Source organism: Ruegeria sp., assembly GCF_965221235.1.
GTDB lineage: Bacteria > Pseudomonadota > Alphaproteobacteria > Rhodobacterales > Rhodobacteraceae > Ruegeria.
In genome coordinates this window covers 256,291-283,181 of the sequence record NZ_CBDCRS010000005.1, presented here as the reverse complement: position 1 = coordinate 283,181, position 26,891 = coordinate 256,291, and the positions used below count along the sequence as shown (strand labels likewise).

The following is a 26,891-nucleotide window of genomic DNA, read 5'->3' as shown; positions in this document are numbered from 1 at the left end:
ACGCCATCATTACCTGCCAGCCTAGTTAAATGGGAGATACTATGGCGTCAGTAACAGGGAAGTCAGTTATTGTTCTGGGGGCAGGAGTTGTCGGCGTCTGCGCGGCGCTTGAGCTTTTGTCCAGAGGGGCTGACGTCACCTTGGTCGATCGACGCGATCCCGGTGAAGAGACGTCTTACGGAAACGCTGGCGTCATGGCCACATCGTCTCTGATGCCGCTCAATAATCCGGGCTTGTGGAAACGCCTCCCGGGATTGCTGAGTAACCGGGGAACCGGTTTCAGGTATTCGGTGCCGTTTCTGCTTAGAAATTTGCAATGGGCTGTGGGCTTTCTGCTCAATGCGCGAACTAAGACCTGCGATGAGACAATGACCGCGCTGAACGCGCTGATTCAGTGTTCCGCCGACGGCCACAAAAGCCTGTTGGCCGAAGCCAATGCAGCGGACCGCCTCAACGAGGCCGGTTGGATCTTTTTACATCGCACCCAGCAAAGCTTTGAAGACGGTGCCCGGACACGTGAGGCCTTTGACCGCTTTGGTCTGGACACTGAGGTTCTGGGTAAGCAGGACATTCAGGATCTTGAACCCGGATTGAACCCGATCTTTGCCAAAGGTCTTTGGATCAAGGACACGTTTTCAGTCGACTCGCCCGGGCACGTGGTTCAGGCCTATTCAAAGCTGTTTCTGTCCCGTGGCGGCAGGATCGTGCGGTCCGAAGTCAGCGATTTGCAGCAGAACGAATCCGGCTGGACAGTCAAATGTGCCGATAGCGCGATGTCCGCAGATCAGGTTGTTGTTGCGCTTGGACCTTGGTCCAAACCCTTTTTGAAACGATTTGGCGTCTCTGTGCCGATGGGTTTCGAACGTGGCTATCACCGGCATTTCGAAGGCAACTTGGGGAATGCAAAGCTCAACCGTCCGATCTATGATATCGGTGGCGGATATGTTTTGTCTCAGATGGAACAGGGGCTGCGGCTGACCACCGGGGTCGAGCTGACAGATGTTGCAGCCGAACCAAATCACGCTCAGTTGGATTTGGCTGAACAAGCGGCGCGCGAGGCATTTGACTTGGGGCAATGTGTTCAGGATGATCCTTGGCTCGGCAGTCGGCCCACGATGCCAGATAGCCGACCGGTCATTGGCGAACTGAAAGGTGCGCGCAAACTGTGGCTGGCATTCGGACACCAACATATTGGTTTCAGTACGGCGCCCGGTACGGCTAAGATACTTGCAGATCTGATGGAAGGGGCAATCCCACCGATAGATGCGGCCCCGTTCGGGCCTGATCGTTTCACCGCCTTGCGATGGAAACACAACGCAGCATAAACACGAAACTAGACTTCAACAGGAGAAAAAGTAATGAAAACAAAGTTCAAAACAATGATCGCCGCAGGCGTTGCAGCGCTGACGCTGCAATCCGGCGCAGCACTGGCACAATCGCTGGAGTGGACCACAGGTCAGCTTGGCGGCGGCTGGTATGGCATGGGTGGTGGTCTCGCGACTCTGGTCATGGAAAAAACCGACCTGAACATCAAAGTTGTTCCGGGCGGCGGCAAGGACAACCCGGCCAAGCTGGAAGCGGGCCTGAGCCAGATCGGCATGGGTCTGGACTTTCTGGCCTTCGCAGCCGTGAACGGCAACGATCCTTATCCGAATGCACATGGCAAGGTCATGGCAATCGGCAAGGGCTGGTCCGACAACCCGTTCCACTTTGTCCGCGCAGATGACCAGACCCTGAGCCTGGAAGAAGCGCTGACCACGGACGGGCTGAGAATCGGCGTGACCAAAACCGGGTCTTCCGAAGAACTGACCTTCACCCGCGTCATGGATTACTATGGAACTTCCTATGACAAAATCCGCGAGGGTGGCGGCAAGATCGTTCAGGGCAGCTACTCGGACCTCGTAAACGCCTTTAAAGACGGTCAGATCGACTATCTGTTCATCGCTCTGGGCCTGCCCGGTGCAGCTGTGATCGAAATCAGCCAATCGCGTCGTGACGCGGAACTGGTTCCGTTCCCGCAAGACGTCATCGACCACCTGAGCAGCACCTATGGCTATGCCAAAGGTTCGATCCCCGCTGGCACATATGACGCCTCGGTACAGGATGGTGAACTGGCCGCGCCGGTTATGGGCACAATCCTGATCGCATCGTCTGACGTTCCGGAAGACACCGTTTACACGCTGACCAAGGCACTGCTTGAGAACCAGGATCGTTTCGGTTCCATTCACTCGAGCCTTGCGAACTTCAAGCCTGAAAGCGGTTGGGACACAACAATCCCGATGCACCCGGGTGCGCTGAAAGCCTATGAAGAGCTGGGCTACAAGTAATCATCTGGCGAACTGAAGCTTGTGATCGGCCCTCGTGGCCGGTCACACTTAAACGATTTGGCTATGATTTTTCGGTAAATCATCAGCTTTCTGGAAAGGGCAGGGTGTAGGAAAATGCGTACGATCAAAGGAAAGGTTGGCCTCGGCATAAAGGCCTGGGCAGCAGGGGCTACGGCCTTGCATATTTACTACGCGGTGACCGGCTGGCCTGAGCCGTTGACGCTGCGGGCTCTGCATTTCATGCTGTACCTGCCGTTGGTGTTTTTGCTGTTTCCCGCGCGCGTTCCCAGCAGCGCGGTTGAGATGCCCGAGGATGTCGCGGATAACCCCAAGGTAAATCTCGGCGATTGGCGAAACCGTCCAACCGTGCTGGACTGGATACTGGCAGGGCTGAGCCTTTTGCCCAGTCTTTACATGTATCTCAACTCAACCACGATCTATCAGCGTTCCGAGTATCTGACTCCGCTGACGGATACGCAGCTTTATCTTGGTATTCTGGCCGTCCTGCTGATCCTTGAGGGTGTACGCCGCGCGCTGACCCCCATTCTGGCGGGTCTGGCCGTCGGTGTGATCGTCTACATGTTCGTGGCGCAGTATCTGCCCGGCCTCTGGAACTATCGCGCGATGAGCGTAGATCATGTCGTCGAAACGATGATGCTGATCAACGGTCGCGGCATTTATGGGCCTCTGATGGGGATTTCGGCGACGCTGGTTGCCGTGTTCATCACCTTCGGTGCGTTTGTTCGGGCCAGTGGTGCAGCAGACCTGTTCTCTCGCATTGGTGAGGCTGCTGCCGGTAAATACTCCGGCGGTCCGGCCAAGGTTGCCGTAATCAGTTCGGGCCTGTTCGGCACCATGAGTGGGTCTTCGGTGTCCAACGTGGCCTCGACCGGGGTTGTCACGATCCCGTTGATGAAACGTCTTGGCTATCGCCCGGCGTTTGCGGGGGGCGTTGAAACTGCCGCCAGTGTCGGTGGTGCGATTATGCCGCCCGTTATGGGGGCCGCCTCGTTCCTGATGGCTGAAATCACCGGCATTCCCTACCGCACGATCATCGTCGGCGCGGCTTTGGGTGCGGTGCTGTACTATGCGACCATGCTGATCATGGTGCATCTTGAAGCCAAGCGGCTGAAGCTGTCCGGTATCCCGGAAGATCAACTACCGTCCTGGCGCGATGTTCTGAAAGACATTCACCTTCTGCTGCCGCTGACGATCCTGTTTGCGATGTTGATGAGTGGATTCTCTCCAACCTATTCCGCGATCTGGGCCATCAGTTCCGCGATTGTGGTCAGCTGGCTGCGACCCGGCCACCGGATTGGTCCCAAGCAAATATTCTATGCTCTGGGCGAAGCGGGTGAGCTGATCTGTATCGTTGCCCTTGCCGTTGCCGCCGCCGGATTGATCGTTGCGGGCCTGACGACCACCGGTCTGGTGATCGCGATTGGCAATATCGTCTCTGACGTTTCGGGCGGTCAGCTTTGGATTGCGGCGATCATGGTGGCGCTGGTCAGCCTGTTCCTGGGCATGGGCGTCCCCACAACTCCGGCATATCTGATCGTGTCGGTTGTTGGTGCCCCCATTCTGATTGACCTCGGAGCGCCAATGCTGGGTGCGCACCTGTTCGTCTTCTACTTTGCCATCATGGCCGACGCGACGCCGCCTGTGTCCATCGCGGCCTATACGGCAGCGGTAATTGCCAAGGCAAATGCGCTGCGCACCGGTTTTGAGGCATGGAAGATGTCCATCGGCGGTTTGATCGTTGCCTTCAGCTTTGTCTTTACACCAGCGATCATGTGGCAAGGGCCGGTTACAGACACGATCATGATCTTCCTGATCAATATCGTTGCCGTCACCTGTATCAGCGTCGGAGCGATCGGGTTCTGGATGCAACGCGTCATGGTTCCTCTGCGGCTGCTGGCACTTATGGCTGGGGTAGGGCTTGCGTTCAGCTATCCGCTGGCCTTGGAACTTCGGTTCGGAATTGCCGTTGGTGTGCTTGCCTTGATGATCGCGCTTGGGCTTGCCATTAAGGGCAAGGAGCAGGTGGCAGCGTCCTAACTGCCAACCGCGTTGCACGAAACAGTCTAAAGGTGTCGGCCCAATTGCCGGCACCATCTGACGAAGCCTGATCCGTATCAAAACGGGTCAGGTTTTCTTATTTTTGGCGAGATTTGCAGGCGAGTTTGACACAGACGTCGGCGCCCCGCTTGCCATCTAGGCGATTTAAAAATTTACGAATTCAGATTTCGCGCTTCTGTTTTCAGCGCCACACTCTCAGAAGCAAGCCAATCGCGCAGCACCAGAAGCGCGCTCCAATTGGCTTTTCTTTGCGGGTAGACCGCATAATACGACTCGCCGCTTTTGATTTTGGGTCCAAACGGAGTGTGTAAAACGCCGTCGTTGATTTCCTGCTGAACCAGGAATGATGGAACAACGGCGATCCCGCTTCCGCTGATTGCGGCGTTGATCAGGATGCTTGTGTTTCCAAAGCGCAGCCCTTGCAGGGAACCCGGCATCTGCTGCCCAGTTGCCTTGATCCACTTCATCCAGTTGTCGGGGCGTTGGGCGTTTTGCAATTGCGGGAAGTCCCGGAATTGTTCCGGGCGCAGCTCAGACCCGACCGGGATCAGGGATGGTGCGGCGACAACAACAAACAGCTCTTGGAACAACTCGACGGCATGCGCCGCTGTCCAGCCACCGCGCCCGCGTAACACCGCAATATCCAGGTGAGTTTCCTCGAAATTTACATCTTCGTTTACGGTGGTGATTTCAAGAAGAGATGTCGGAAACTGCGTGGCGAAGCGTTTGATTTTAGGCGCAAGCCAACGGGATGCCACGCTAGGCAGGGCGCCAATCTGGATTGCCTCTTCTTCCTTCCAGCCCCGCACGATGTCGATCGAGCATTTCTCGAGATCGTCCAGAATGCGTTTGACCTCTTTCGCGTATGCAGTGCCAGCGTCGGTCAGAACAAGCCTTGGGCCAAAGCGGTCAAACAGGCGCGTGCCAAGCAGGTCCTCCAGATGTTTCACCTGCCTGCTGATCCCGCTTTGGGTCAGGTTCAGATCCCCAGCCGCTCGGGTGAAATTCAAATGCTGTGCAGCCGCCTCAAAGGCGGTCAAAGCAGAGAGAGAGGGAACAAAGCGGCGCATCTATGATGAGTTTTAGTCATCAAACAATCCATAAACAAGAATTTTCCGCATGGTTGATCGTGGCTAAAGTTTTTTAATCAACAACGGAGGGGATGATTCGATGCATAAGGCTTTAAAAGACGCTACAGACCGCAATCTCCTTGCCCTGTTGGAGGAGAACGCGAGGATTTCGACAGCTGAGCTGGCCCGAAAACTCGGGGTTGCCCGTTCAACCGTGAACGAACGTATCATGAGGCTGGAGCGCAACGATATTATCCTGGGATATTCAGCGATCGTGCGTATCAGCGAAGGCGAGAGTTCGACCAAAGCGATGTTGCATCTGGTCTGCGAGCGCAGCCTGACGCGGCACCTGATTGATGGGTTGCAGAACCTGCCCGAAGTGCAAAGCTGCAACTCGGTTTCCGGTCACTACGATCTGATGTGTCAGGTCGAGGTTCCGTGCTCGGAAGACCTCGAAGAGCTGATCACCGAGATTGCGCAATTGCGCGGTGTAAAATCAGTGGATTCCACGATCATTCTTGCGACCAAGTTCTGTCGTGGGGCGGGCATCATGCCTAAGAAACATGTGGGTCTGACGCTGGTATCGTGAACCCGGCTGCCTCTTGCAGTTGCTTCGAAACAGTAAACTATCCCTTTGCCGAGACCTGACTTTGCAGCCAGCGTGCGAACTCGGTTATGATCGGCCATTGATCCGTTAATGGCGTTGCAATGAAATAGCGGCGACTGTCATCTGCGGGAAGCTCGGACAGCTTGATCAGACTGCCGGCAGAAAGCTCTCTTTCAATCAGGTAGGCAGGTAAAATGGCCGCGCCCATGCCTGAGACAACCGCAGAGATCACCAATCCAAACTGGTCAAAGTAGCTGCCACTCCGGACGGCTTCCGCCTTTATTCCGTGCAGCTGCATTACGTTTTCCCATAAATAAGGGCGACTGCTCAGGTGCAGGCGCGGCAGGTCACGCAAGACTTCATTTATATCGTCTGTGTCCGGCAGGGTTTCTAACAGCGACGGAGCGGCAACAACGATGAGGCTTTCCGGGCAAAGCGGGGACAGCCGCGCATTCGGCCAGTCCCAGGCCCCGAAATGAATGGCGATGTGATGACGCGCTTCGGTCAGATCGTACGGTCCTTGTCGGCTGCTCACCACGAATTGGATATCCGGGTGGTCCCGTTGAAAGGCTGGCAAACGCGGTAAGAGCCAGCGGCTGGAAAATGTGGGCGGAGCCGACAAGCGGATGACCTCGCGATGCGCGCCCGAGGCAATGGCATGGCTGAATGTATCGCGCAGTCGTTCAAGATCTGAGCTGACCTCTCGCGACAAGGTATCGCCTGCCGAAGTCAGGCGTACACCACGGCCTTCGCGCTGAAACAAAGCGGCCCCGACAAAGGATTCGAGGTCTTTGACATGGCGGCTGACCGCACCTTGTGACAGGCCAAGCTCTTCTGCCGCCGCAGAAAAGCTCTGGTACTTCGCCGCAACCTCAAAGCAACGCAACAAAGCCAGGCTGGGAATCGTTTTTTGATCTTTCATATGAGTAGTAATACTTGAGTTTTACTCATTCAGAAATGCCTTTTCTATGCGTTTTACGGTGCATTGTCTCATGGTAAAACCTTATCAACACGACATACCGTAATCCGAAGACTCCTCTGGTTGTCTTCTTCAAAAACCGAAAACAGGGCACAACATGCCATATGATCATTCCTTTACCCGCGCACAACGCATTCAGAACATTGAAGTTTCTGAAATCGTTCAGATTTCGGAAAACGCGGCAAAGCTTCGGGCTGAGGGCAAGGATATTGTTGCACTGTCGACCGGCGCGCCCGACTTCCCCACACCAGCTCCGGTCATCGAGGCAGCGCATCGGGCGGCCTTGGAGGGTCAGACCAGCTATACCCCTACGGCGGGTACCCCAGCGCTGCGTAAGGCAATTGCAAACACCGCAGGCGTTCAACCCGAAAACGTGATCGTTTGTACCGGCGCGAAACAAGTGCTGAGCAACATCATGACCGCCACCTTGAACGATGGCGATGAAGTTATCATTCCGACCCCGTACTGGACCACGTATTCCGATATCGTGGCGATTGCGGGCGGCAAGGCGATCACCGTGCCTTGCCCGATGGATCAAGGTTTCAAGATCTCCCCAGAAACTCTGGAAGCGTCAATCACTGAGAACACCAAATGGGTGATGCTAAACTCCCCGTCAAACCCGTCTGGTGCGATCTACAGCGCAGAAGAATACAAGGCCCTGGCCGAGGTTCTGAAGCGTCACCCCCAAGTTTGGGTGGTCTCTGACGAGATTTATGAGCATCTCAGCTATGGCGACTTCCAGAGTTTCACTAAAGCTGTGCCCGAGCTGGCGGACCGCACCGTTGTGGTGAACGGTGTGTCCAAGGCCTGGGCGATGACCGGATGGCGCATCGGTTGGGGCATTGGCCCCGTTGAAATCATCAAAGCGATGACGGCGGTTCAGGGGCAGGTGACCTCTGGCACCTGTTCGGTTGCACAGGCGGCTGCGGTCGAAGCCCTGTTGGGCGACAAGACCGTTCTGGCCGAGCGCAACGAAGCCTTCAAACAACGCCGCGACTTTATCGTGTCGGCGCTGAATGACATCCCCGGATTCGAATGCAGCACACCGGACGGCGCGTTCTATGCCTTCCCGTGCATCGAAAAAGCCATTGAACTGAGCGGTCAGGAAAATGATGCTGCTTTCTGCCAATGGCTGTTGAAAACCGCACATGTCGCGATTGTGCCGGGCCGGGCATTTGGTCTGCCGGGATACGCCCGGATTTCTTACGCCTATGGGCAGGAAGACCTGACCGAAGGCGTGGCGCGCATCAAAGTGGCAATGACCGACATCACAAAATCTTAAACGCGAACACCCGACAGGGAAAGAAGAGGAAACAAGATGGAACATTCACAGGTTCTTAAGGCAAACGGTTTCACGGACGCTGAACTGACAGGCGGCACGCTGACCGTTGTGTCGCCGATCGACGGCGCAGAAGTCGCGAAAATTGCCGAAACGCCCGCATCTGACATGGATGCCGTGATCGCAAAATCGCAGGCCGCGTTCAAAGCGTGGCGCACCGTTCCGGCCCCGCGCCGTGGTGAGCTGGTGCGTCTGCTGGGCGAAGAACTGCGCGCGGCCAAAGACGATCTTGGTGCGCTGGTTACGCTGGAAGCCGGTAAGATCACTTCGGAAGGTCTGGGCGAAGTTCAGGAGATGATCGACATTTGCGACTTTGCAGTCGGTCTGTCGCGCCAGCTGTACGGTCTGACCGTTGCGTCCGAACGCCCCGGCCACACCATGCGCGAAACCTGGCAGCCGATGGGTCCCGTTGGCGTGATTTCTGCATTCAACTTCCCAGTTGCAGTCTGGTGCTGGAACACTGCGATTGCGCTGGTCTGCGGCGATCCGGTGATCTGGAAGCCTTCGGAAAAGACTCCGCTGACCGCAATTGCTTCGATGAAGATCATGGAAAAAGCGCTGGCCCGTTTTGGCGACGATGCGCCCGAAGGTCTGGTGCAGCTGGTTATCGGTGGCGCAGATGTCGGCGCGGCCTTGGTCGACAGCAAAGACGTTCCGATCGTATCCGCAACTGGCTCGACCCGCATGGGCAGCATCGTTGGCCCGAAAGTATCCGCGCGCTGGGGTCGTCCGATCCTGGAACTGGGCGGCAACAACGCAATGATCGTTGCGCCTTCGGCTGATCTGGAAATGGCTGTTCGCGCGATTGTCTTCTCGGCTGTTGGTACCGCAGGTCAGCGCTGCACCACGCTGCGCCGTCTGATCGTCCACAAGTCGATCAAAGATGATCTGGTGGCCAAGATCAAATCGGCCTATGCCAACCTGCCGGTCGGCGACCCGCGTGTCGAAGGCACTCTGATCGGCCCGCTGGTTGACCATGGCGCAAAGGATGCGATGGCGGCGGCGCTGAAATCGGCCGAAGCCGAAGGCGGTAAGGTCTTTGGTGGCGAAACCTCGGATGACGGTGTTGCGGGCGGTGCCTATGTCAAACCCGCCGTGGTTGAGATGCCGGGCCAGACCAAAACCGTCGAAACCGAGACTTTCGTTCCGATCCTTTACGTGATGGAATACGAAACTCTGGACGAGGCGATTGCGCTGCAAAACGACGTCCCGCAGGGTCTGTCGTCGTGCATCTTCACCCTGAACGTTCGCGAGGCGGAAACCTTCCTCTCGGCGGCTGGATCTGACTGCGGCATCGCAAACGTCAATATCGGTCCGTCCGGCGCGGAAATTGGCGGTGCCTTCGGCGGCGAGAAAGAAACCGGTGGCGGTCGTGAAAGCGGCTCGGACGCCTGGAAAGGGTACATGCGTCGTCAGACCAGCACCGTGAACTACTCGGCCGAGCTGCCTCTGGCGCAGGGCGTGAAGTTCGACATCTAAGCCTCCCTTAACCTCCCCCCTCGGCCCGCCGCTTCGGCGGCGGGCATTTTTTACCCCCTAACAAACGACCATCTATCCAATCCTTTAGGACAAACCGATGACCCAATTCCTGCACCCTGATGAGATCCGCACCCTGTTTTCAGGCGCGATGTCTGAAATGTACCGCACGGAAGTTCCGCAATACGGCACGCTCATTGATCTTGTGAATGACGTGAACGCAGAAACGCTGGCAAAAGATCCCGAGCTGAAAAAGCGCATGGAAGACAGCGGCGAACTGGGTCGTCTGGGCATCGAACGCCACGGAGCGATCCGTGTTGGCACGCCCGAGGAACTGTTTGGCATTCGCCGCATCTTTGCCGTCATGGGTATGTTCCCGGTCGGATATTACGACCTGTCCGTCGCCGGTATCCCCGTCCACTCCACGGCCTTCCGTCCGATTGACCCGGAATCGCTGAACAACAACCCGTTCCGCGTGTTTTGTTCCCTGCTGCGCCTTGAGCTGGTGGAAGACCGGGAACTGGCGGCCAAGGCTGAATCCGTTCTGGCCAACCGCAAAATCTTTACCGATCGCGCGCTTGAGCTTGCGGGCGTTGCCGAGGCAAATGGCGGTCTGACCGAAGCCGAAGCCAAGGAATTCGTCTCCGAGGCGCTGGAGACATTCCGCTGGCACAACGAAGCCACCGTGTGCAGCAACACCTATGGCCGCCTGCACGACGCGCACCGCCTGATCGCGGATGTGGTCAGCTTCAAAGGCCCGCATATCAACCACCTGACTCCGCGTGCATTGGATATCGACGCGGTTCAGGAAGGCATGCCCAAACGCGGCATTACTCCCAAAGCGATTATCGAGGGTCCCTCGCGCCGCAAGGCACCGATCTTCCTTCGCCAGACCTCGTTCAAGGCGCTTGAGGAATCGGTGATCTTCTACGGTCAGACCGAAGCGGATGGTGGCACTCACACGGCGCGGTTCGGTGAGATTGAACAGCGTGGCGTAGCGCTGACCGCCAAAGGTCGTGCGATGTATGACGAGGCCCTGAACAAGACCCGTGCCAACGCATCTGTCGGCCCGGCGGGCGAAGGTGCGGCGGACTACGTGGAAGAACTGGCCAAGCAATTTGCCAGCTTCCCGGATGACTACGACGTGTTGCGCCGCGAAGACATTGCGTTCTTCCAATACCGGGCAACCACCGACAAGGCAGTGCCGCAGGCTGCGTCCATCGAAGAACTGCTGTCCGCAGGCCACCTGGTCGCTGATCCGCAGACCTACGAAGACTTCCTGCCGGTTTCCGCTGCGGGCATCTTCCAGTCGAACCTCGGGTCCGATGCGCAGTCGAACTATAGCACGGCAGCAAACCAGGGCGCGTTTGAAACAGCGCTGGGTGCATCCGTTCAGGACGAAGTCGCGCTGTATGAAAAAGCGCAGACAGAAAGCCTTGTGGCCGCGCTTGAGGTGCTGGGTCAAACCCATCTGCTGTCGGTTCCTGATGCAGCCTGAGACACTGACATCCGTCAGTTCTGATCTCGCCCCTTTCCTGTCGGCCCTTCCTCTCGCCGACTTTGGGGGCGAGATCGCCTGTGATGCAGCGACACTTGCGGTCTTTTCGACCGACAACTCGATCTACGAGGTGCCGCCGCAAGCCGTCCTGTTCCCCAAACATCCGGATGATCTGGACATCATCGCGCAGCTGGCCGCCAAGCATGGCGTGACGCTGACAGCGCGCGGGGGCGGAACCGGAACCAACGGGCAATCTCTGACCTCAGCTGTTGTGGTCGATTGCTCTCGCTATCTTACGCAGATTGAATCCATCGACCCAGAGGCGGGCATCGCCGTTGTTCAACCCGGCGTCATTCTGGATCAATTGAACCGCGAGGCCGGAAAACACGGCCTGTTCTTCGCGCCAACCGTCTCGACCGCTTCGCGCGCCACAATTGGCGGCATGGCGGCGACCGATGCGTCCGGCAAAGGATCGCGCGTTTACGGCCAGACCTCGGATCATATGCAATCCATGGATGTGGTTCTGGCCGATGGGCAGGAACTGCATGCGACCTCTGATCCTGGCGCGGCACAGATGCCTAATGCGTTGGGAGCCGAGTTAAGCGACATCGTGCAGTCGAACCGGGATGAGATCGAGCGGGTCTTCCCAAAAATGAACCGGCGGCTGACGGGCTATAACCTTCAGCAGTTGGATGCTGAGGACGGCCTCAACCTGGTGAAACTGCTCTGCGGGTCCGAAGGCACATTGGCGCTGACCAAGCGGTTGACGGTTCGATTGCTGCGCAAGCCATCACACCGCGCCTTGGTTGTGCTGGCCTATGACAACATGAAATCCGCGTTGCGGGACGTGGCGCGGCTGGTCACTGCTGATCCAGTCGCCATCGAATTTATCGACGACAAGATTCTGGATCTGGCCCAGCAAGACCCGGTTTGGAGCTTGATCGAACCTGTTCTGGGCACAGAGCAATCCGCCCCCGTTAAGGGGTTGAACTTCGTCGAAATCTCCGGCCATTCCGAAAGCGAATTGGTCGAGAAAATCGAAGCCTTTGAGCGATTGTCGCAAAACCAACCGGCCTGTGTCCTAAGTAGTCAAGTCGTACGCAATGCGGTGCAGATTCAGGAAATCTGGGGGCTCCGGTCCAAATGCGTTGGCCTTTTGGGACGGATGGATCCGAAAAAGCAGGGGACGCCGTTTGTCGAAGACGCAGCGGTGCCGCCTGAAAACCTCGCGGATTTCGTGATCGAATTTGCGGAATTGCTGGAGAAGCGAAACTTGTCCTTTGGCATGTTTGGTCACGCAGATGTGGGCTGCGTGCATGTGCGCCCGGCGCTCGACTTGCGCCTGTCAGAGGATGCTGATCAGATCCGAGGCGTCTCGGATGCGGTCAATGCCCTTGCCAAGAAACATGGCGGTTTGATCTGGGGCGAACACGGCAAAGGATTTCGAGGAGAATACGTACCGGATGTTTTCGGCCCTGTTCTTTATCGCGCACTTTGCAGGGTCAAAAATATCTTTGACCCGGAAAACCGACTGAACCCCGGTAAGATCGCCGCGCCAAACCCGGATATGCGGTTGGACCCGCTGGACGCAGTGCCATTTCGCGGCCCAAAGGACGCGCAAATCGCAGATCAGTTGCAAGTGGAGTTCGAGCTCTCGATCAAGTGCAATGGCAACGGCCAGTGCATGGGGCGTGATTTCGATGATGCTATGTGTCCCTCCTACAAAGCGACCGGAGATCGCAGGCGCAGTCCCAAGGGGCGGTCCACCCTGCTCCGAGAATGGGCGCGCCGCAAGACAGTCGCAGATCAGGGCGGCGCGCGTGATCCCTTGCAGCGGTTTGAAGACCAGATTTACCCGATCATGGCGGATTGTTTGGGGTGCAAAGCCTGCGCCAGCCAATGCCCGGTCAAGGTCGACGTACCAAAGATGCGCAGCCGGTTCTTTGAATCCTACTTTCAGCGCAAATCCCGCCCGATCCCCTATCGGTTGATTGCCCTGCTTGAACCGATGGGACCGTTGATGCGGGCTATGCCGCGCCTGAGTAATCTGGCGTTCTCAATACTACGGCCTGTTTTTGATCGATTGGGTTTGGTTGGTTTGCCCAAGGTGCGCCCTGCATCGCCTTTGTCCCGCAACGTCAGAGCAGTCGGAGATCAGACCCGCGTTGTTCTGGTGGAAGACTTCTTCCTTGGAACATTCGACGGTGCTGTTCTTGACGCGGCGGCTGAGGCACTTGAAAGCTTGGGTTTCACGGTGCAACGCAGCGGTGTCCTTGCGACTGGCAAGCCCGGTTACACGATCGGACATCGAAAGGCATTCTCGCGGGCAGGCCGAAAAACCCTAAATAAACTGGCTGAATTTGAGCGATCTGGCGCGATGTTGGTATCAGTCGAGCCCGCGTTTACCTCGATGTTCAAGCACGAGTTTTCTGAAATCACTCAGGAACTGCCCGCTGTTCAACCGATTGAAGAATTCCTGACGAATGCTTTGAAAGGACGTACTGCGCAAAAGGCGGATCCGGCGCCGGAGGTCTCTTTCTCACTCTTTACCCATTGCTCGGAAAACAGTGCGGGCACCGCAAGCCAAGAGGCCTGGCAAAGGGTTTTTGGGCATTTCGGGATCAAAGTGACGGGTCAGAAAACCGGTTGCTGCGGCATGGCCGGGACCTTTGGGCATGAGGCTCAAAACCTCGAGGTCTCTGAAAAACTGTTTGATCTGTCGTGGCGCGAAAAACTCGCCAACCAGCCTGAGAATGTGTTGGTCACGGGCTTTTCATGTCGCTGTCAAACAGCTCGGTTTACGGGTGCTTCACCGAAACATCCGCTTCAGGTTCTTGTGCCGCATCTCAAAAGCAGCGGCGGTTCTTGCGAATAGACAGTTATGAACATGGCGAGCCCCACTTTTTTGGCTGAGCCCGTTTCAAAAATGTCCCCGTGTTCAAGGCTCGCAAATCGCCAGAGCAACCATGCCAAAGCGAAAACAGCGGTGCTTCTACAGGGCCGTTTTCACGATATGGCGCGACCGTAGAACCCTATCTGTTCTTCTGCCGTAAAGGCGACGCCGGGTCGTTCGTAGTAACAGAATATGGCGGTCACCCGCTCGGTCTGCCCCTGAACGGGAACGACGCGGTGCGGCGTGTTCACGCCCCGAAAAACGTTCAGCGCGCCGGGCTCGGGCATGATGCGTTTGATTTCGGGGTCTGTGCCATTCAGCACCGCTGCGACACCATCAAAATTCTCATTCCCAGGCGTGCGCAAATCTTTACGATATTCCAGCTCGCCTCCAATTTCAGGGGCTTGCAGCAGGATCGTCGTGGTGAATTCTGAGCGATCAAAGTGCCAGTTCAGCCCCTCGCCAGCACGGGTCGCCTGCACATTCACACGCGCCATTGCGTCATCCATAGGGTACAGACGGTCCTTGCCCATGGTTGCAGCGAGGAAATCCGCAAATGGGGGCCATTCATAGACTTCGATGACCGGGTTCCCCTCCAATTGGTCGGCGGTCAGAGTGTGGTTGATCGTCTGTCGTTTGGTCATTGCCGGATGCGTGTCGTCAATACCGGGCACTTTATCCTTGAAGTAGATATTGTGTTTTCGCGCGTGGCGGAAAGACTCGGTGTCCATTGCAGGCTTGGCCGCATCCGCAGCGGCTTGCGCGACACCCGGCTGGAAAAAACCCGGTAGGTTGAACATGCCATCAGCCTCTATATCCGCGCGGCATTTCTGAACCAGCGCAGCATATTCCGCACTGTTCGGACGATCCAAGGGATACGCGTCAAGGTTCAACAGATGTTTCATGGCATGTCCTCCCTGACCTCATGAAGCGCAAATTATGGACAACTCCAACCAGAAAAATTATTAGGTACCATAAGAAAATCTGTAGGATGACATGCACAACCTTCCCCCTCTGACGGCTCTGCGGGCCTTCGAAGCGGCCTCAAGATGCGGCAGTTTTGTGCTGGCCGGTCAGGAACTTGGCGTCAGTTCTGCGGCTGTCAGCTTGCAAATCAAAGGCCTTGAGGACCACTTGGGCAAGAAGCTTTTTCTGCGCAAAGGCAACCGGATCTCGCTGACCGACGCCGGGGAAATGATGTACCCCAAGCTCGCCGAAGCCTTTCACGCCCTGTCTGATGCGGTCCAAATCGCGCGCGATGAAAGGCCGGGGCGCCGTCTGGTGGTCAGCGTATTGCCAGCCCTCTCCCAGCGGTGGTTTCTTGACAAGGCCATCGCGTTCCGTGCGCAAACCAACATTCCTCTGGATGTCAGAGTGCAGGAAGACCCCATAGAGTTCGAGCGCGACGCGATTGATGTCCGCTTGACGTATGAATCGACGATGTACTCTGGTCACGTTGAAATGCCTCTGTTTTCGGACGTTGCGGTTCCAGTTTGTTCGCCCGAATTCTGGGCACGGTATGCCGACCCTGAGGGTCAGTTATGCCATGTCCCGGACGCGACGCTCATTCACAACAACTGGGGTCCAAGCTACGCAAGCGAGCCGCTCTGGCGCGACTGGCGCAAAGCAGCTGGATGGAAAGAGAAACAGTGGACCGACCCCGGTTTTCGGACCAACGATCTGTCGATGGCCATAGCGCTGGCGCATCGCGGCGCCGGCATGGCGCTTGTGCCATCTGCTCTGGTCACAGCGTCAATTACTTCTGGCGCGCTTCTATGTCCAAGCCAAACGCGCCTGCCGATGAAGAAGGACTATGTGAGCGTCGTTCCCGTCGCCAGGCTGGAAAACCAGACGGTGCGATTGTTTCTGGATGCCATCCGTTAAACAACGAAGCGTTGGTTGCCTCTGCCGTCCCGGAACTTCTTGCTCATTTCACAATATGAAAACGGGCATGCGAATAAGAATGGAAATGCAACGCTAGATCCGATTGTTGTGAGCAGAGCGTAAAATATCCAAGAACAAGTTTAGCCTTCGCCCTTTGGACGCGCTTTTTCTGACAATCGCCGCCATGGTCGTAGAAAATTGGGCCTCAGAGCAATTGATCTGTTTGAGATAACCGTCGCTGACCAGAGAGCGGGCTTTATGTGTCGGAACAAAACCAAGGTACCGGCCGGACAGAACCAACAGGATCAAAGCCTCTTCGTTTTGAACAAATGCAGACTTTCTGAGCATCAACTTTTGGTGAACCGCCATGTTGGGCGAATTGAAGCTGAGACCGGCGTAATTGTATTTTCGAAGCTGATCAATAGAGATGACATCCGACGCCGACTGGAACAGCTCGTGGTCCCGGCCGCAAAACAACCGCATCTTTTCTACGTAGAGTTCGGAGTAGGACAGCATCGGCGATTGCCGGTGAAGCGGCACAATGCCTAGATTAAAACGCCCGTTGATGACGCCCTCTTCGATGACGTTCGGCGGCTCCATCGAAATGTCCAGCGTCACGCCGGGCGCTTTGTCGATGAACCTTTGGATTGTCTCGTAGAGGTTGGATTCCTCGTTGGAAGAAGAATGGTCAAACAACGCGATACGCAGTTTTCCAGTCAATTCCGACCGCACATCGCCCAGCCCGTTCTGAAACTTGTCGATCGCCAGAAACAGCTCGTTTGAAGAGTCGAGCACATGCTGACCATCAGATGTCAGGGAGAAACCCGCCGCCCCACGATGGCACAATTGCGCGCCCAGCCGGGTTTCAAGATCGGCGATATGTTTGCTGATCGTTGACCGGCTGATGTTCAGTTCGAACTCGGCAGCTGTGAACCCGCCACACCAAACAACTGTACGGAAGACCTGAAGAAGCCTAATATCGACGTCAGAAATGCTTGTGATGGCTTTTTTCTTTGGCACGGCTTACGTGTACTTTTCTGCACCTTTACGTCGACTACTTTATCTTAGCCGAACGGTCAAAACAACATAGAGTTCGTGCGAAGTGGGCCAGACGGGCGCTTGTTCATGTCGGAACACTTTCCAAAAAACCTACAGGAGGAGGAGGTTTTATGACACTGCTCAACGGTATCAAAACATTTGCGGCGGTTGCTTCGCTTGGCGCATTGGCACTGGCTGCGCCGGCTAGCGCCAAGAATTTCAAGATCGCTGTCGGTGACAGCGGCGGGTCCAGCCAGGAAGCCACCGGCCTCGCATTCAAGGAAAAGCTGGAAGAGCTATCGGGCGGCAATCACACCGCGACATTGTTCCTGAATGGTCAGCTTGGATCGGAACAGGACACAGTGAACGAAGCTGCAATCGGCACGCTGGACATGTCGCTGCTGGCGATCAACAACGTCACACCGTTCTCGCCGACCGTGGGTGTGTTCACGCTGCCTTACGTGATTCTCAGCCTTGAAGACGCCGAAACCCTGACGCAAGGCCCGATCGGCGCTGAGCTGACCGAGAACACTATCAATGACGCCGGTGTCCGCATCATCGCCTGGACCTATACCGGATTTCGCGTTCTGACGAACTCGAAGAAACCAGTGAAGTCGGTGGCCGATCTGGAAGGCCTGGTCATCCGCGTTCCCAAGAACGAGATTATGATCGACACCTATAAGGCCTGGGGCATCAGCCCGACCCCGATGGCCTGGTCCGAGACTTTCGCCGGTTTGCAGACCAAAGTTGTGGACGGTCAGGACAACCCCTACACCACCATCAACGCGATGAAGTTCTACGAAGTGCAGGATTACGTCACCGAAATCCGCTACATCTTCTCGATTGAACCGCTGATCATCTCCGAGCAAGTGTTCCAGGATCTGTCCGCCGAAGATCAGGCTGCTGTTCTGGAGGCAGGCAAATATGCGACCCAAGCCTCGGCCCAGTTCCTGCGGGACAAAGAAGCCGAGATCAAAGCACTGCTGGTTGAAAAAGGCATGGAAATCCACGTTCCTGAAAACGACGAAGCAGAGTTCATCGAACTGGCGACCACCGCGGTCTGGCCCAAGTTCTATGACAGCATCGGCGGTGTTGAAAAACTCAACGCCGTGCTGGCCGCAATCGGCCGTGAGCCGGTCTCTCAGTAACAATGAAAGAAGATCCAGAGAGCGCCCAAGCGGCGCTCTCTCACTTCTAAGGAGGGGCAAATGAAAACCTTTTTGGGGATCCTCAACAACATAGAAAGCTACCTCTGCCGGTTTCTTCTGGCGACGTTTGTTTGCTTGTTGTTCCTTCAGGTTGTCGTGCGGACAGTATTCAATTTCTCGTTCTCCTGGGTGGAAGAGCTGTCTATCTACATGTTCGTGTGGTTCGTCTTCTTTGGCGCGAGCTATGCGGCCAAGATGGGCGCCCACAACCGGGTGACATTCCAGTTCAAGTTCCTGCCGGATCGCGCGATCAAGTATATCGAGGCGTTCGCGGACCTGTTCTGGATCTGCTTCAACCTGTATTTTGTCTATCTGGCGCTGGATTTCATTTTCAATCGGATGAACAAATTCCAGTCGTCGCAGACCCTCGGGTTCCACCTAAGCTGGGTTTACATCGTTCTTCCCATTGCTTTCAGCCTGATGACCTTCCGCATCATTCAAGTGAACTACCAGAGGCTCGTTCTGAACGAGGAATTGCGCGATCCCGACAAGGTCGACCTTGAAGAAATCCGCGCCGAGCTTGGCGAAGAAGGGAACAAGTAATGGGCACCGAGATTATCTATATCCTGTTTGGCGGTTTCCTTCTGCTGCTGTTTATAGGGGCGCCGATCACGGTTGCACTGGGCGTGTCGACGATGATCACGTTCCTGGTGCTGGATGAAAACCCGATAAAGTTCGTTCAGATCGCCTTTACCTCGGTGGGTTCGTTCCCCCTGATGGCGCTGCCCGCGTTTATTCTGGCCGGTGCATTGATGGAGGCCTCGGGCCTGTCGCGCAGGCTGATCAACGTGGCCGAGAGCTTTGCCGGGCCTTTCACCGGCGGTATGTCTGCCGCTGCGGTCTTTGCCTGCCTGTTCTTCGGTGCGATCTCGGGTTCCGGTCCGGCGACGACGGCTGCGGTGGGGATGCTGATGATCCCTGCGATGATCCAGCGCAACTACAGTCGAGATTATGCATCGGCCATCACCGCCTCGTCGGGCGGGCTGGGCATTGTGATCCCGCCATCAATTCCGCTGATTATCTTCGGCATCGCGGCGCTGGGTATGCCGCCCCCACCTGACGCGGTTGCTGAGCACGGCACCTTCCAGACCGTGTCGATCCCGAAACTGTTCATCGCTGGCTTTTTCCCGGCCTTCCTGATTGCCGGAAGCCTGTTGATCATGAACTATATCCTGGCACGTAAGCACGGCTACAAAGGTACGACCGAAGGCTGGTCCGCCCGTCAAATCTGGTGCGAGATGTACCGTGGATTCTGGGCGCTGATGGCTCCGCTGGTTATTCTGGGCGGGATATATTCAGGCTTTTTCACCCCGACCGAAGCTGCGATTGTCGCCATCTTCTACACGCTGATCGTAGGCGCATTCATCTACCGCGAACTGTCGTGGGAGAAGCTGTTCACTTCGCTGGAGACCACAACGTGGCTGACCGGTCGTGTGCTGCTGATCATGTTCACAGCAACTGTGTTTGGCCGGTTGCTGGTTGAAAACCAGATCCCCGCGATCATTGCCGATGGAATGCTGTCGATCACAGACAACATCTACATCATCTGGACTTTGGTGATCCTGTTCCTGCTGTTTGTGGGCATGTTTATGGAGACGCTGGCAACGATCCTGATCCTGGTTCCGGTCATGCTGCCAGTGGCCTACAGCATGGGAATCGACCCGATTCACTTCGGTGTTGTAATGGTCTGTACGCTGGGCATCGGGTTCCAAACTCCGCCTTTGGGCGAGAACCTGTTCATTGCCTCGGGTATCTCCAACATCTCGATCGAGCGCATCTCGCTGGCGGCTCTGCCGTTTGCCTTCATCAACACGGTGGCGATCTTCATAATCGCTTTCGTGCCTGAGATCGCGCTGTGGCTCCCAAGGTTCTTTGGGTACTGATCGGCGACATTAAGGAAGAAGACAATGCTACCAAAAATCGACAATATACTGGTCGCGACGGACCTCTCCGAAAACGCCGACAATGCGCTGCGACACGCGCTGAGCATCGCGATAGCACATGGGGCGAAAACCCATGTGCTGCACGTAACCGAGCCGTTGTCGCAGGATGCCATCGTCACGCTGAACATGTTCATTCAGGATGACAAATCACGCCAGCAGGCCATTAAAGACCGGCATGCTGCGGTGAAGCGGCTTCTGAAGGACAATCAGCAGGCCTTCCTGAAATCGCTTTCCGTCGAGGATCAGGAGAAATACTCTGCCGTGTCCTCGATCGAGCTTGTGGATGGTCACCCGGCCGAAGAAATCCTGAAACGTGCCAAAAAGCTGAGTTGTGACCTCATCGTGATGGGGTCCCATGAACAAGGTACATCGCACACGTTTCTTGGCACGGTCGTGAAGCGGGTTTTGCGCAGATCGACCATTCCGACACTGGTCGTACCCAACTTGGAATAAAGATTCTCCCCTCTGAACTTGGGCAGCTTCGGCTGCCCATTTTTGTGACTTGTGTTTGGGGGTCGGAGTACATTCCTACACACCGTTTTCTTCCAAAGGCAAACGGTCGTGTTTGCCAACCCCGGTCGTGAAACCGCCGGGGTAGGGGGCGGATGTGACTGTAAGTGGGGGTTGGTCAATCTTGGGCTACACGCAGACAGGCCGAATACCGGTATCTGCGTGTAGCCATTTTGCTTGGAGCCAATCAGTTGGCTTTTTGCTTTCGGATCAGAACCGGAAGCCGACTTTCAGACCAACGGAATACGCACTGTTGTCGGTGAAGGACGTCGGAACCGGACCCAGCGGAGTACCCACCGCACCGGAGCGATCTCCGAGGTTGGCATAGCTGACGGTCAGACGGATATCGACGTTCTCAGTCGGCGAGTAGATACCCCCAATCGAATACGCAACGTAGCCGTCTACCCGGTTGAACAGCCCGTTCAGTGCCTCGCCATCGCCATCTTCATAGCTGATGCCGACGAGGCCGGTGAACTTGTCATTGAACTGGTAGGCCGCGCCCAAACGGTAGGTAATCGTGTCTTCCAGGTCCACAATATTGGGGACCAGTTCACCAATGGGACCAATGTCGCCGTCCCCGCCCGGGTTCACTTCGGTCTCGGACCACTCAACCCAACGGACGTCACCGAAAAGCAGAGTTTTGCGGTTGATCGGCGCCTGGGCCGCCAAGTTGATCGACTGAGGGATCTCGACCACGGTGTTGCCGTCACCAAATGCCGCGCCGCCCGATGTGGTATTCATGTCCAGCTCTGCGTCGCTGCTGTAGGTCAGCGATACGCGGGCGAAGTATTCCGGAATTTCATAGGCTGCGCCGATGACAAACCCGCCGGTGTAATCCGTATCAAGATCAACAGTGTCCGGAACAAATGGCGATGGTGAGTCGACGCTGCCTTGTCCGCGATACAAGCGAGGTCCGCCGTAAACCGAAATGCGATCGGTGAACTTGTACCGAAGCAGGGCTGTCAGCTCTTGGACTGTAACTTCGGCCGCGCCGCCTGTGAAAAAGCCCTCTGAATAGACGGACTCACGAGCGAAAGGTTGCCCGGTTGAAACAAGGTAGGACCACTTGTCATTGATGTCGTCTTTGAAGGACAGGTTGTAATCAAAAACGCTGTTGGCCGTGTCGCCGGTGCTTTGTTGCGGAACCGGTCCAAACGGGCCAGTCGTACCCGAGATGTCAGGGCTGAAGAATACAATCTGGCCCGATGCGTAGCGGCCCGTCTGGAAAAGATCCTCCAATCTTTGTCCCGTCAGGTCAAATCCACCTGCTGTTGCTGTGGACGCGGTCGCCGCAATAAAAGCGGCTCCGATGGCTGTGTTTCGATTCATAGATTTTCCTCCCTCGTCTCGAAACCGTGAGTGGCAGTCCTGAGTGTGACAAGCTGCCTTCTGAAATGGCTGCTCGGAGTGCTCCGTATGTTTTGTTGAATGCCCAACAAAAAACCTATTAACACTTTGTTAAACAGCCAGCAAAAATATTACTCCCCGTTACACCAATTTGCGGAAAGTGTGTCCCACAAGCCGCTTGAGCTTGGTTTTTGGCGGATTGAACAAGAACATTCCGTTCAGTTTTGGCTGAATCATGACTGATTTCATGTGGCTGAACGTCTCGAATCCCTTCTTGCCGTGGTACGCACCGCTGCCGGACGGTCCGACGCCGCCAAAGGGCAGAGTGTCCATGGCTGCATGGAACAGGGTTTCATTCACACAGGCCCCGCCGGACGTGGTGACCGACAGCCAGCTTTGCCATTCTGCTTTGCTGTTTGAGAACACATACAAGGCAAGTGGCCGGGCGCGGCTGTTGACCAGCTGCTGGGCCTGCTCGACACTGTCATAGGGGATGACCGGCAGGATCGGGCCAAAGATTTCCTCTTGCATGACCGCCGAGTCCAGCGACGGGTCGACGATGATCGTCGGGGACATCTTGCGCTCGCCATTTTGGGCGGAGCCGCTGCCCTGAATGACCTCAGCACCTTGCGCGCGTGCCTCTTCGACCATGGCTTGCAAGCGGTTCAGATGACGGTCATCAATCAGCGCCCCATAATCGGAAGACGCCCCAAAGTCCGGATAGAAACTGTCGATGGTTTCTTTCACTTTCGCGACAAATTCCGCCATTTTGGCGCGAGGAACCAAGGCGTAGTCAGGGGCCAGACAGATCTGCCCGGCGTTCGAGCATTTGCCGAAAACAACCCGCTCGGCAGCGCGCGCGATGTCGCCATGCTCGCCCAGAATGACCGGGGATTTACCACCCAGTTCCAGCGTAACAGGCGTCAGGTTGCGCGCGGCGGTCTCGGCCACGATACGGCCGACATTGGTCGAACCGGTAAACAACAGGTGATCGAATGGCAGGGCCGAGAACTCGGCTGCCACATCGAGGCCGCCATTGATCACCGTAAATTCCAAAGGATCAAACGTGCTGGCCACCATTTCGGCTAGTACTTCCGAAGTTCTGGGCGTCAGTTCCGACGGTTTCAACATCACCCGGTTGCCGGCGGCCAGCGCCTCGGCCGAGGGGATGATCGCCAGATTGACCGGGAAGTTCCACGGTGAGATGACACCGATCACCCCCAGAGGCTGCGGATAAATCCGCCCCTTCGCAGGCATCATGTGCATTGGCACATGCACCTTTTGCGGCTTCATCCACTTGCGCAGATTGCGGCGGGTATGACGGATCGCTCCGATCGGCAGAGTGATGTCGAAATTGGCGCTTTCGGCCGGGTTGCGGTACGAGAAATCGGCCGAGATTGCCTCGATCAGTTTCGGCTCCCACTCCAGCAACGCCTGTTCCAGACGGTTCAGCCGATCCTTGCGGGTGGCGAGACTGACCTCGGGCGCTTCACTGTGCGCTTTGCGCATGGCGGCCAGAGTTCCGGTCAATCCGATATCGGTCTGTGTCATGTCGTTCATAAGGTGTCCTCCCTTAGCCCGTCGCAGGTCGTCAGTTGCCTTCGAAAACTGGTTTCTCGCGGGCCATGAAGGCCTGCACACCGCGGCGGAAATCATTGGAAATCGTCAGCTTATCCTGCGCGGCAGCCTCGGCGCTGATCGCCTCGTCACGCGTCATCTGATTGGCGTTACGGACCAGTGCCTTGGCATGGGCCATGGCCAGCGGCGCGCGCTGGCTGAGCGAATGCGCCCAGGCCAGCGTTTCCTTGTCCAGATCGTCATCGCCAAAGACCTTGTTCGCCAGACCATTGGCGAGGCATTCGTCGGCTTTCAGACGTTGGGCTTCGACGATCATCTCCAGCGCCCGACGCGGACCCAGCGCTTGCTCCAGCAGCCAAGAGGCCCCGCCATCCGGTACGAGAGCAATCGCGGCAAAGGCCATGTAGATGTTTGCAGACGCGCTCATAGTGGCAAAATCGCAGGTCATGGCCAGTGCTGCCCCGATCCCGGCGGCCGAGCCTTGGACCTGCGCGATATACAGTTTTTCGCTGTCGGCAATGGCCGAGAGGATCGGTTTGTACTCGCCCTCGATCTGCTTTGAGATCGGAACAACCGGCGGCTCGGCCAGATCGGCACCCGCACAGAAGACCGAGCCTGCCGCCTTGATCACAACAACCCGAACCGAGGCGTCAGCGTTGGCCTTGGTGACGGCGTCCAGCAGCTCGGCGCGCATGGCAGCGTTGAACGCATTGGCCTGCTTTGGTCGGTTCAGCGTGATGATTGCAACCGCGTTTGCGGTGGTCAGCAGAACGGTTTGCTCGCTCATGTCAGGTCTCCGTTTTCGCGCATGGTGGCGATTTCGTCTTGGGTCAGCCCGGCCTCGGCCAGCACATCGGCGCTGTCGGCACCCGGAGCATGTGGGGGTTGCGGCGCATCCGGTGCGGTCCGGTCAAAGCGCGGGGCAGGGGCGGCCTGCATGACATCTCCGACACGGGTGAAGATGCCGCGTGCCTGGTTGTGGGGGTGAGTTTCAGCCTCGGAGAATGTCAGAACCGGAGCGATGCAAGCGTCGGTCCCGTCAAAGATCTCCACCCATTCGTCGCGGGTTTTCTGCCGGAAGATCGCGGCATAGCTGGCTGACATGTCCGCCCAGTCGGCTTTGTTGTTCTGGCGTTTCAGATCGTCTGCGGGCAGTCCCGCCTTTTCAACCATGATCGCAAAGAACTGCGGCTCGATCGGTCCGGCCGAGATGAACTTGCCATCTGCGGTTTCATAGCAGCGATAGAACGGTGCGGCCCCGTCCAGAATGTTGTCGCCGCGGGTTTCATTCCACCAGCCACGTGCAAGGAAGCTGTGAAGCAGGCCCATCATCGCGGGGACGCAATCGACCATGGCCGCGTCGACCACTTGGCCCTTGCCGGATTGGCCGCGTTCATACAGCGCGGACAGAATCCCGAAGATCAGGAACATGGTTCCGCCGCCGTAGTCAGCAGCCAGATTCAGCGGTGGTACCGGCTGTTCCGCTGTCCCGATGGCGTGCATGGCACCGGACAGCGACAGGTAATTGATGTCGTGACCTGCCGTCTGCGCCAACGGTCCGGTCTGACCCCAGCCGGTCATGCGGCCATAGATCAGGCCCGGATTGTCGGCTTGAAAGGCCTCGGGCCCCAGACCCAGCTTCTCCATGACGCCGGGACGGAATCCTTCGATCAGGATATCCGCGCTGGCAATCAAGCGACGTGCCGCTTGTTTTCCGGCCTCGGACTTCAGGTTCAGGGCAACGGACCGCTTGCCGCGACGGTTCACATCCGTCGGATCCGCCTTGGCCGAGGCTCGGTCGATCACGATGACCTCAGCACCCTGATCCGCCAACAGCTGGCCCGCCAGAGGGCAAGGGCCTAGGCCGTTCATTTCGATAATTTTCAAGCCGCTAAGTGGTCCGGGCATGAGAGATAGGTCCTTTGGTCTTCTTGGTCGCGCCGTCAGTGCGGTGCGTGTGTATCTTTAGGTTTGAACGGGCTCATTCGAAGGGCTCCGATCCGGGAAGGTCAAGGGCAACCCGTCGGAAACTTTGTCAGGGAAATCGGGGTGGCGCTTTTCCAGGAAGGCTGCGATGCCTTCGCGGGTGTCGGCACTTGCGCCCCGCATCTGCAAGGCGCGACTGTCGGCGATATGCACCGCCATCGGGTGGTCGGCGGTTGCAAAGTGCCACATCATCTGGCGGGTTTGCGCGACCGCAACGGGCGAGGTGTTCTCCACGATCTCGCGGGCGATCTTCAAAGCTGCGGGCATCAGGTCCTCGGGCGCGTGCAGGGCGCTGACCATGCCTTTTTCCAACGCTTCCTCAGGCGGCACAACACGACCGGTCATCGTCCAGTCCAGCGCGGTTGGAAGGCCAACAATCTGTGTCAGAAACCACGACGAGGCAGCATCCGGCACGATCCCGCGACGGGTGAACGGAAAGACGTATTTGGCTTTGTTCGATGCGATCCGGATATCCATCGCGGCCTGCATCGTTGCGCCGATCCCGGCAGAGGCTCCGTTCACGACTGCAATCACCGGCTTGAGACATCGAAACAGGCGCGTTGTGAGCATCCCGCCCCAATCGCGATAAACCCCGTCGATCTTCGGCAGGTCTACCTTAGATTCACCGCCTTCAAGATCGAACGAGTCTGACCCGCCCGACAGGTCGGCGCCTGCACAAAAGGCGCGGTCACCGGCCCCGGTGAAGATCACCACGCGGACATCGTCATCCGCATCGGCCTTGTCCAAGGCATCAATCATCTCATACATGACGGGCACGGAAATCGTGTTCATGTGCTCAGCGCGATTGATCGTTATCGTCGCGATCCGCGCCTCCACGCCATAGATGATATGCTTGAACCGGCTCATGGCCCGCTGCCCCCTGCATTTGCGATAGCGCCATTCCTTCCTCGGACGAAACGAAGCTGAAGAAACCTAGTCCAGCGGAACATGAACGGCATCGTCGCAAGAGACGAGGCGAGGGCTCAACGCCGCAAATTTTCGGCGGACGCCAGAAAAATATAGGTTTGTACGGGGTGACACGCGGTAGTCCTGAACCTATCGCAAAGGCCGACAAGCAATCAGCCCGGGTGATTCCCAGCCTGATATGGTTCATTTGGCCCTTGATGGT

General features: G+C 56.9%; 22 protein-coding genes. 13 read left to right on the top strand and 9 right to left on the bottom strand.

Annotated elements, in window-relative coordinates:
* The first annotated feature begins 41 nt into the window (after positions 1-41).
* From ACOQOY_RS21905 to ACOQOY_RS21895, 3 genes are all read left to right on the top strand, one after another.
* Complete coding sequence (locus ACOQOY_RS21905; protein ID WP_420587504.1) at positions 42-1,325, top strand: NAD(P)/FAD-dependent oxidoreductase; 1,284 nt, start codon at positions 42-44, stop codon at positions 1,323-1,325.
* A gap of 33 nt (positions 1,326-1,358) precedes the next feature.
* Entirely contained in the window at positions 1,359-2,327 is a 969-nt protein-coding gene (locus ACOQOY_RS21900; RefSeq protein WP_420587503.1) for a TAXI family TRAP transporter solute-binding subunit, read from the top strand.
* Positions 2,328-2,441: 114 nt separating this feature from the next.
* Positions 2,442-4,385, top strand: coding sequence for a TRAP transporter permease (locus ACOQOY_RS21895; RefSeq protein ID WP_420587502.1), 1,944 nt, complete (start codon positions 2,442-2,444; stop codon positions 4,383-4,385).
* Positions 4,386-4,558: 173 nt separating this feature from the next.
* On the opposite strand, the gene ACOQOY_RS21890 is transcribed toward ACOQOY_RS21895, so the two are convergent.
* Positions 4,559-5,476 carry a LysR substrate-binding domain-containing protein gene (locus ACOQOY_RS21890; RefSeq protein WP_420587501.1) on the bottom strand — a complete coding sequence of 306 codons (918 nt, stop codon included), beginning with the start codon at positions 5,474-5,476 and terminating at the stop codon, positions 4,559-4,561.
* Positions 5,477-5,576: 100 nt separating this feature from the next.
* On the opposite strand from ACOQOY_RS21890, the gene ACOQOY_RS21885 reads away from it, so the two are divergent.
* Positions 5,577-6,065 carry an Lrp/AsnC family transcriptional regulator gene (locus ACOQOY_RS21885; protein WP_420587500.1) on the top strand — a complete coding sequence of 163 codons (489 nt, stop codon included), beginning with the start codon at positions 5,577-5,579 and terminating at the stop codon, positions 6,063-6,065.
* 37 nt (positions 6,066-6,102) lie between these two features.
* Here ACOQOY_RS21885 and ACOQOY_RS21880 read toward each other — a convergent pair whose 3' ends face one another.
* On the bottom strand, positions 6,103-7,005 hold the full coding sequence (locus ACOQOY_RS21880) for a LysR substrate-binding domain-containing protein (RefSeq protein ID WP_420587499.1): 903 nt from the start codon (positions 7,003-7,005) through the stop codon (positions 6,103-6,105).
* Between the two features lie 154 nt (positions 7,006-7,159).
* Here ACOQOY_RS21880 and ACOQOY_RS21875 point away from each other — a divergent pair, with 154 nt between their 5' ends.
* The 4 genes from ACOQOY_RS21875 to ACOQOY_RS21860 all read left to right on the top strand — a co-directional run bounded on the left by ACOQOY_RS21875 (position 7,160) and on the right by ACOQOY_RS21860 (position 14,250).
* Positions 7,160-8,344 carry a pyridoxal phosphate-dependent aminotransferase gene (locus ACOQOY_RS21875; RefSeq protein ID WP_420587498.1) on the top strand — a complete coding sequence of 395 codons (1,185 nt, stop codon included), beginning with the start codon at positions 7,160-7,162 and terminating at the stop codon, positions 8,342-8,344.
* 36 nt (positions 8,345-8,380) lie between these two features.
* Positions 8,381-9,880 (top strand): aldehyde dehydrogenase family protein, encoded by a 1,500-nt coding sequence (locus ACOQOY_RS21870; RefSeq protein ID WP_420587497.1) that lies wholly within the window; start codon positions 8,381-8,383, stop codon positions 9,878-9,880.
* A gap of 97 nt (positions 9,881-9,977) precedes the next feature.
* Complete coding sequence (locus ACOQOY_RS21865; protein WP_420587496.1) at positions 9,978-11,375, top strand: VOC family protein; 1,398 nt, start codon at positions 9,978-9,980, stop codon at positions 11,373-11,375.
* Positions 11,365-14,250 carry an FAD-binding and (Fe-S)-binding domain-containing protein gene (locus ACOQOY_RS21860; protein WP_420587495.1) on the top strand — a complete coding sequence of 962 codons (2,886 nt, stop codon included), beginning with the start codon at positions 11,365-11,367 and terminating at the stop codon, positions 14,248-14,250. Before ACOQOY_RS21865 ends, ACOQOY_RS21860 begins: the two co-directional genes overlap by 11 nt.
* A gap of 131 nt (positions 14,251-14,381) precedes the next feature.
* On the opposite strand, the gene ACOQOY_RS21855 is transcribed toward ACOQOY_RS21860, so the two are convergent.
* Positions 14,382-15,173, bottom strand: coding sequence for a HalD/BesD family halogenase (locus tag ACOQOY_RS21855; RefSeq protein ID WP_420587494.1), 792 nt, complete (start codon positions 15,171-15,173; stop codon positions 14,382-14,384).
* 91 nt (positions 15,174-15,264) lie between these two features.
* Between ACOQOY_RS21855 and ACOQOY_RS21850 the strand changes: the two genes are divergently transcribed.
* Positions 15,265-16,152: a LysR family transcriptional regulator gene (locus ACOQOY_RS21850; RefSeq protein WP_420587493.1), complete on the top strand. Its 888-nt coding sequence runs from the start codon at positions 15,265-15,267 to the stop codon at positions 16,150-16,152.
* Positions 16,153-16,245: 93 nt separating this feature from the next.
* On the opposite strand, the gene ACOQOY_RS21845 is transcribed toward ACOQOY_RS21850, so the two are convergent.
* Complete coding sequence (locus ACOQOY_RS21845) at positions 16,246-17,172, bottom strand: LysR family transcriptional regulator (RefSeq protein ID WP_420587492.1); 927 nt, start codon at positions 17,170-17,172, stop codon at positions 16,246-16,248.
* A gap of 149 nt (positions 17,173-17,321) precedes the next feature.
* Here ACOQOY_RS21845 and ACOQOY_RS21840 point away from each other — a divergent pair, with 149 nt between their 5' ends.
* Genes ACOQOY_RS21840 through ACOQOY_RS21825 form a run of 4 tightly spaced genes read left to right on the top strand, consistent with a single transcriptional unit; the run spans position 17,322 to position 20,794 of the window.
* Positions 17,322-18,338 carry a TRAP transporter substrate-binding protein gene (locus ACOQOY_RS21840; protein WP_420587491.1) on the top strand — a complete coding sequence of 339 codons (1,017 nt, stop codon included), beginning with the start codon at positions 17,322-17,324 and terminating at the stop codon, positions 18,336-18,338.
* Between the two features lie 60 nt (positions 18,339-18,398).
* Entirely contained in the window at positions 18,399-18,941 is a 543-nt protein-coding gene (locus ACOQOY_RS21835) for a TRAP transporter small permease (RefSeq protein ID WP_420587490.1), read from the top strand.
* Positions 18,941-20,281: a TRAP transporter large permease gene (locus ACOQOY_RS21830; protein ID WP_420587489.1), complete on the top strand. Its 1,341-nt coding sequence runs from the start codon at positions 18,941-18,943 to the stop codon at positions 20,279-20,281. Before ACOQOY_RS21835 ends, ACOQOY_RS21830 begins: the two co-directional genes overlap by 1 nt.
* A gap of 24 nt (positions 20,282-20,305) precedes the next feature.
* Complete coding sequence (locus tag ACOQOY_RS21825) at positions 20,306-20,794, top strand: universal stress protein (protein ID WP_420587488.1); 489 nt, start codon at positions 20,306-20,308, stop codon at positions 20,792-20,794.
* Between the two features lie 267 nt (positions 20,795-21,061).
* Here ACOQOY_RS21825 and ACOQOY_RS21820 read toward each other — a convergent pair whose 3' ends face one another.
* From ACOQOY_RS21820 to ACOQOY_RS21800, 5 genes are all read right to left on the bottom strand, one after another.
* On the bottom strand, positions 21,062-22,180 hold the full coding sequence (locus ACOQOY_RS21820; RefSeq protein WP_420587487.1) for an OmpP1/FadL family transporter: 1,119 nt from the start codon (positions 22,178-22,180) through the stop codon (positions 21,062-21,064).
* 159 nt (positions 22,181-22,339) lie between these two features.
* Positions 22,340-23,758 carry a coniferyl aldehyde dehydrogenase gene (locus tag ACOQOY_RS21815; protein ID WP_420587486.1) on the bottom strand — a complete coding sequence of 473 codons (1,419 nt, stop codon included), beginning with the start codon at positions 23,756-23,758 and terminating at the stop codon, positions 22,340-22,342.
* A gap of 31 nt (positions 23,759-23,789) precedes the next feature.
* Positions 23,790-24,563, bottom strand: coding sequence for an enoyl-CoA hydratase/isomerase family protein (locus ACOQOY_RS21810; protein WP_420587485.1), 774 nt, complete (start codon positions 24,561-24,563; stop codon positions 23,790-23,792).
* On the bottom strand, positions 24,560-25,684 hold the full coding sequence (locus tag ACOQOY_RS21805; protein WP_420587484.1) for a CaiB/BaiF CoA transferase family protein: 1,125 nt from the start codon (positions 25,682-25,684) through the stop codon (positions 24,560-24,562). The genes ACOQOY_RS21810 and ACOQOY_RS21805 overlap by 4 nt, the downstream gene beginning before the upstream one ends.
* A 57-nt stretch (positions 25,685-25,741) precedes the next feature.
* On the bottom strand, positions 25,742-26,629 hold the full coding sequence (locus tag ACOQOY_RS21800; protein ID WP_420587483.1) for an enoyl-CoA hydratase-related protein: 888 nt from the start codon (positions 26,627-26,629) through the stop codon (positions 25,742-25,744).
* Positions 26,630-26,891 lie beyond the last annotated feature (262 nt).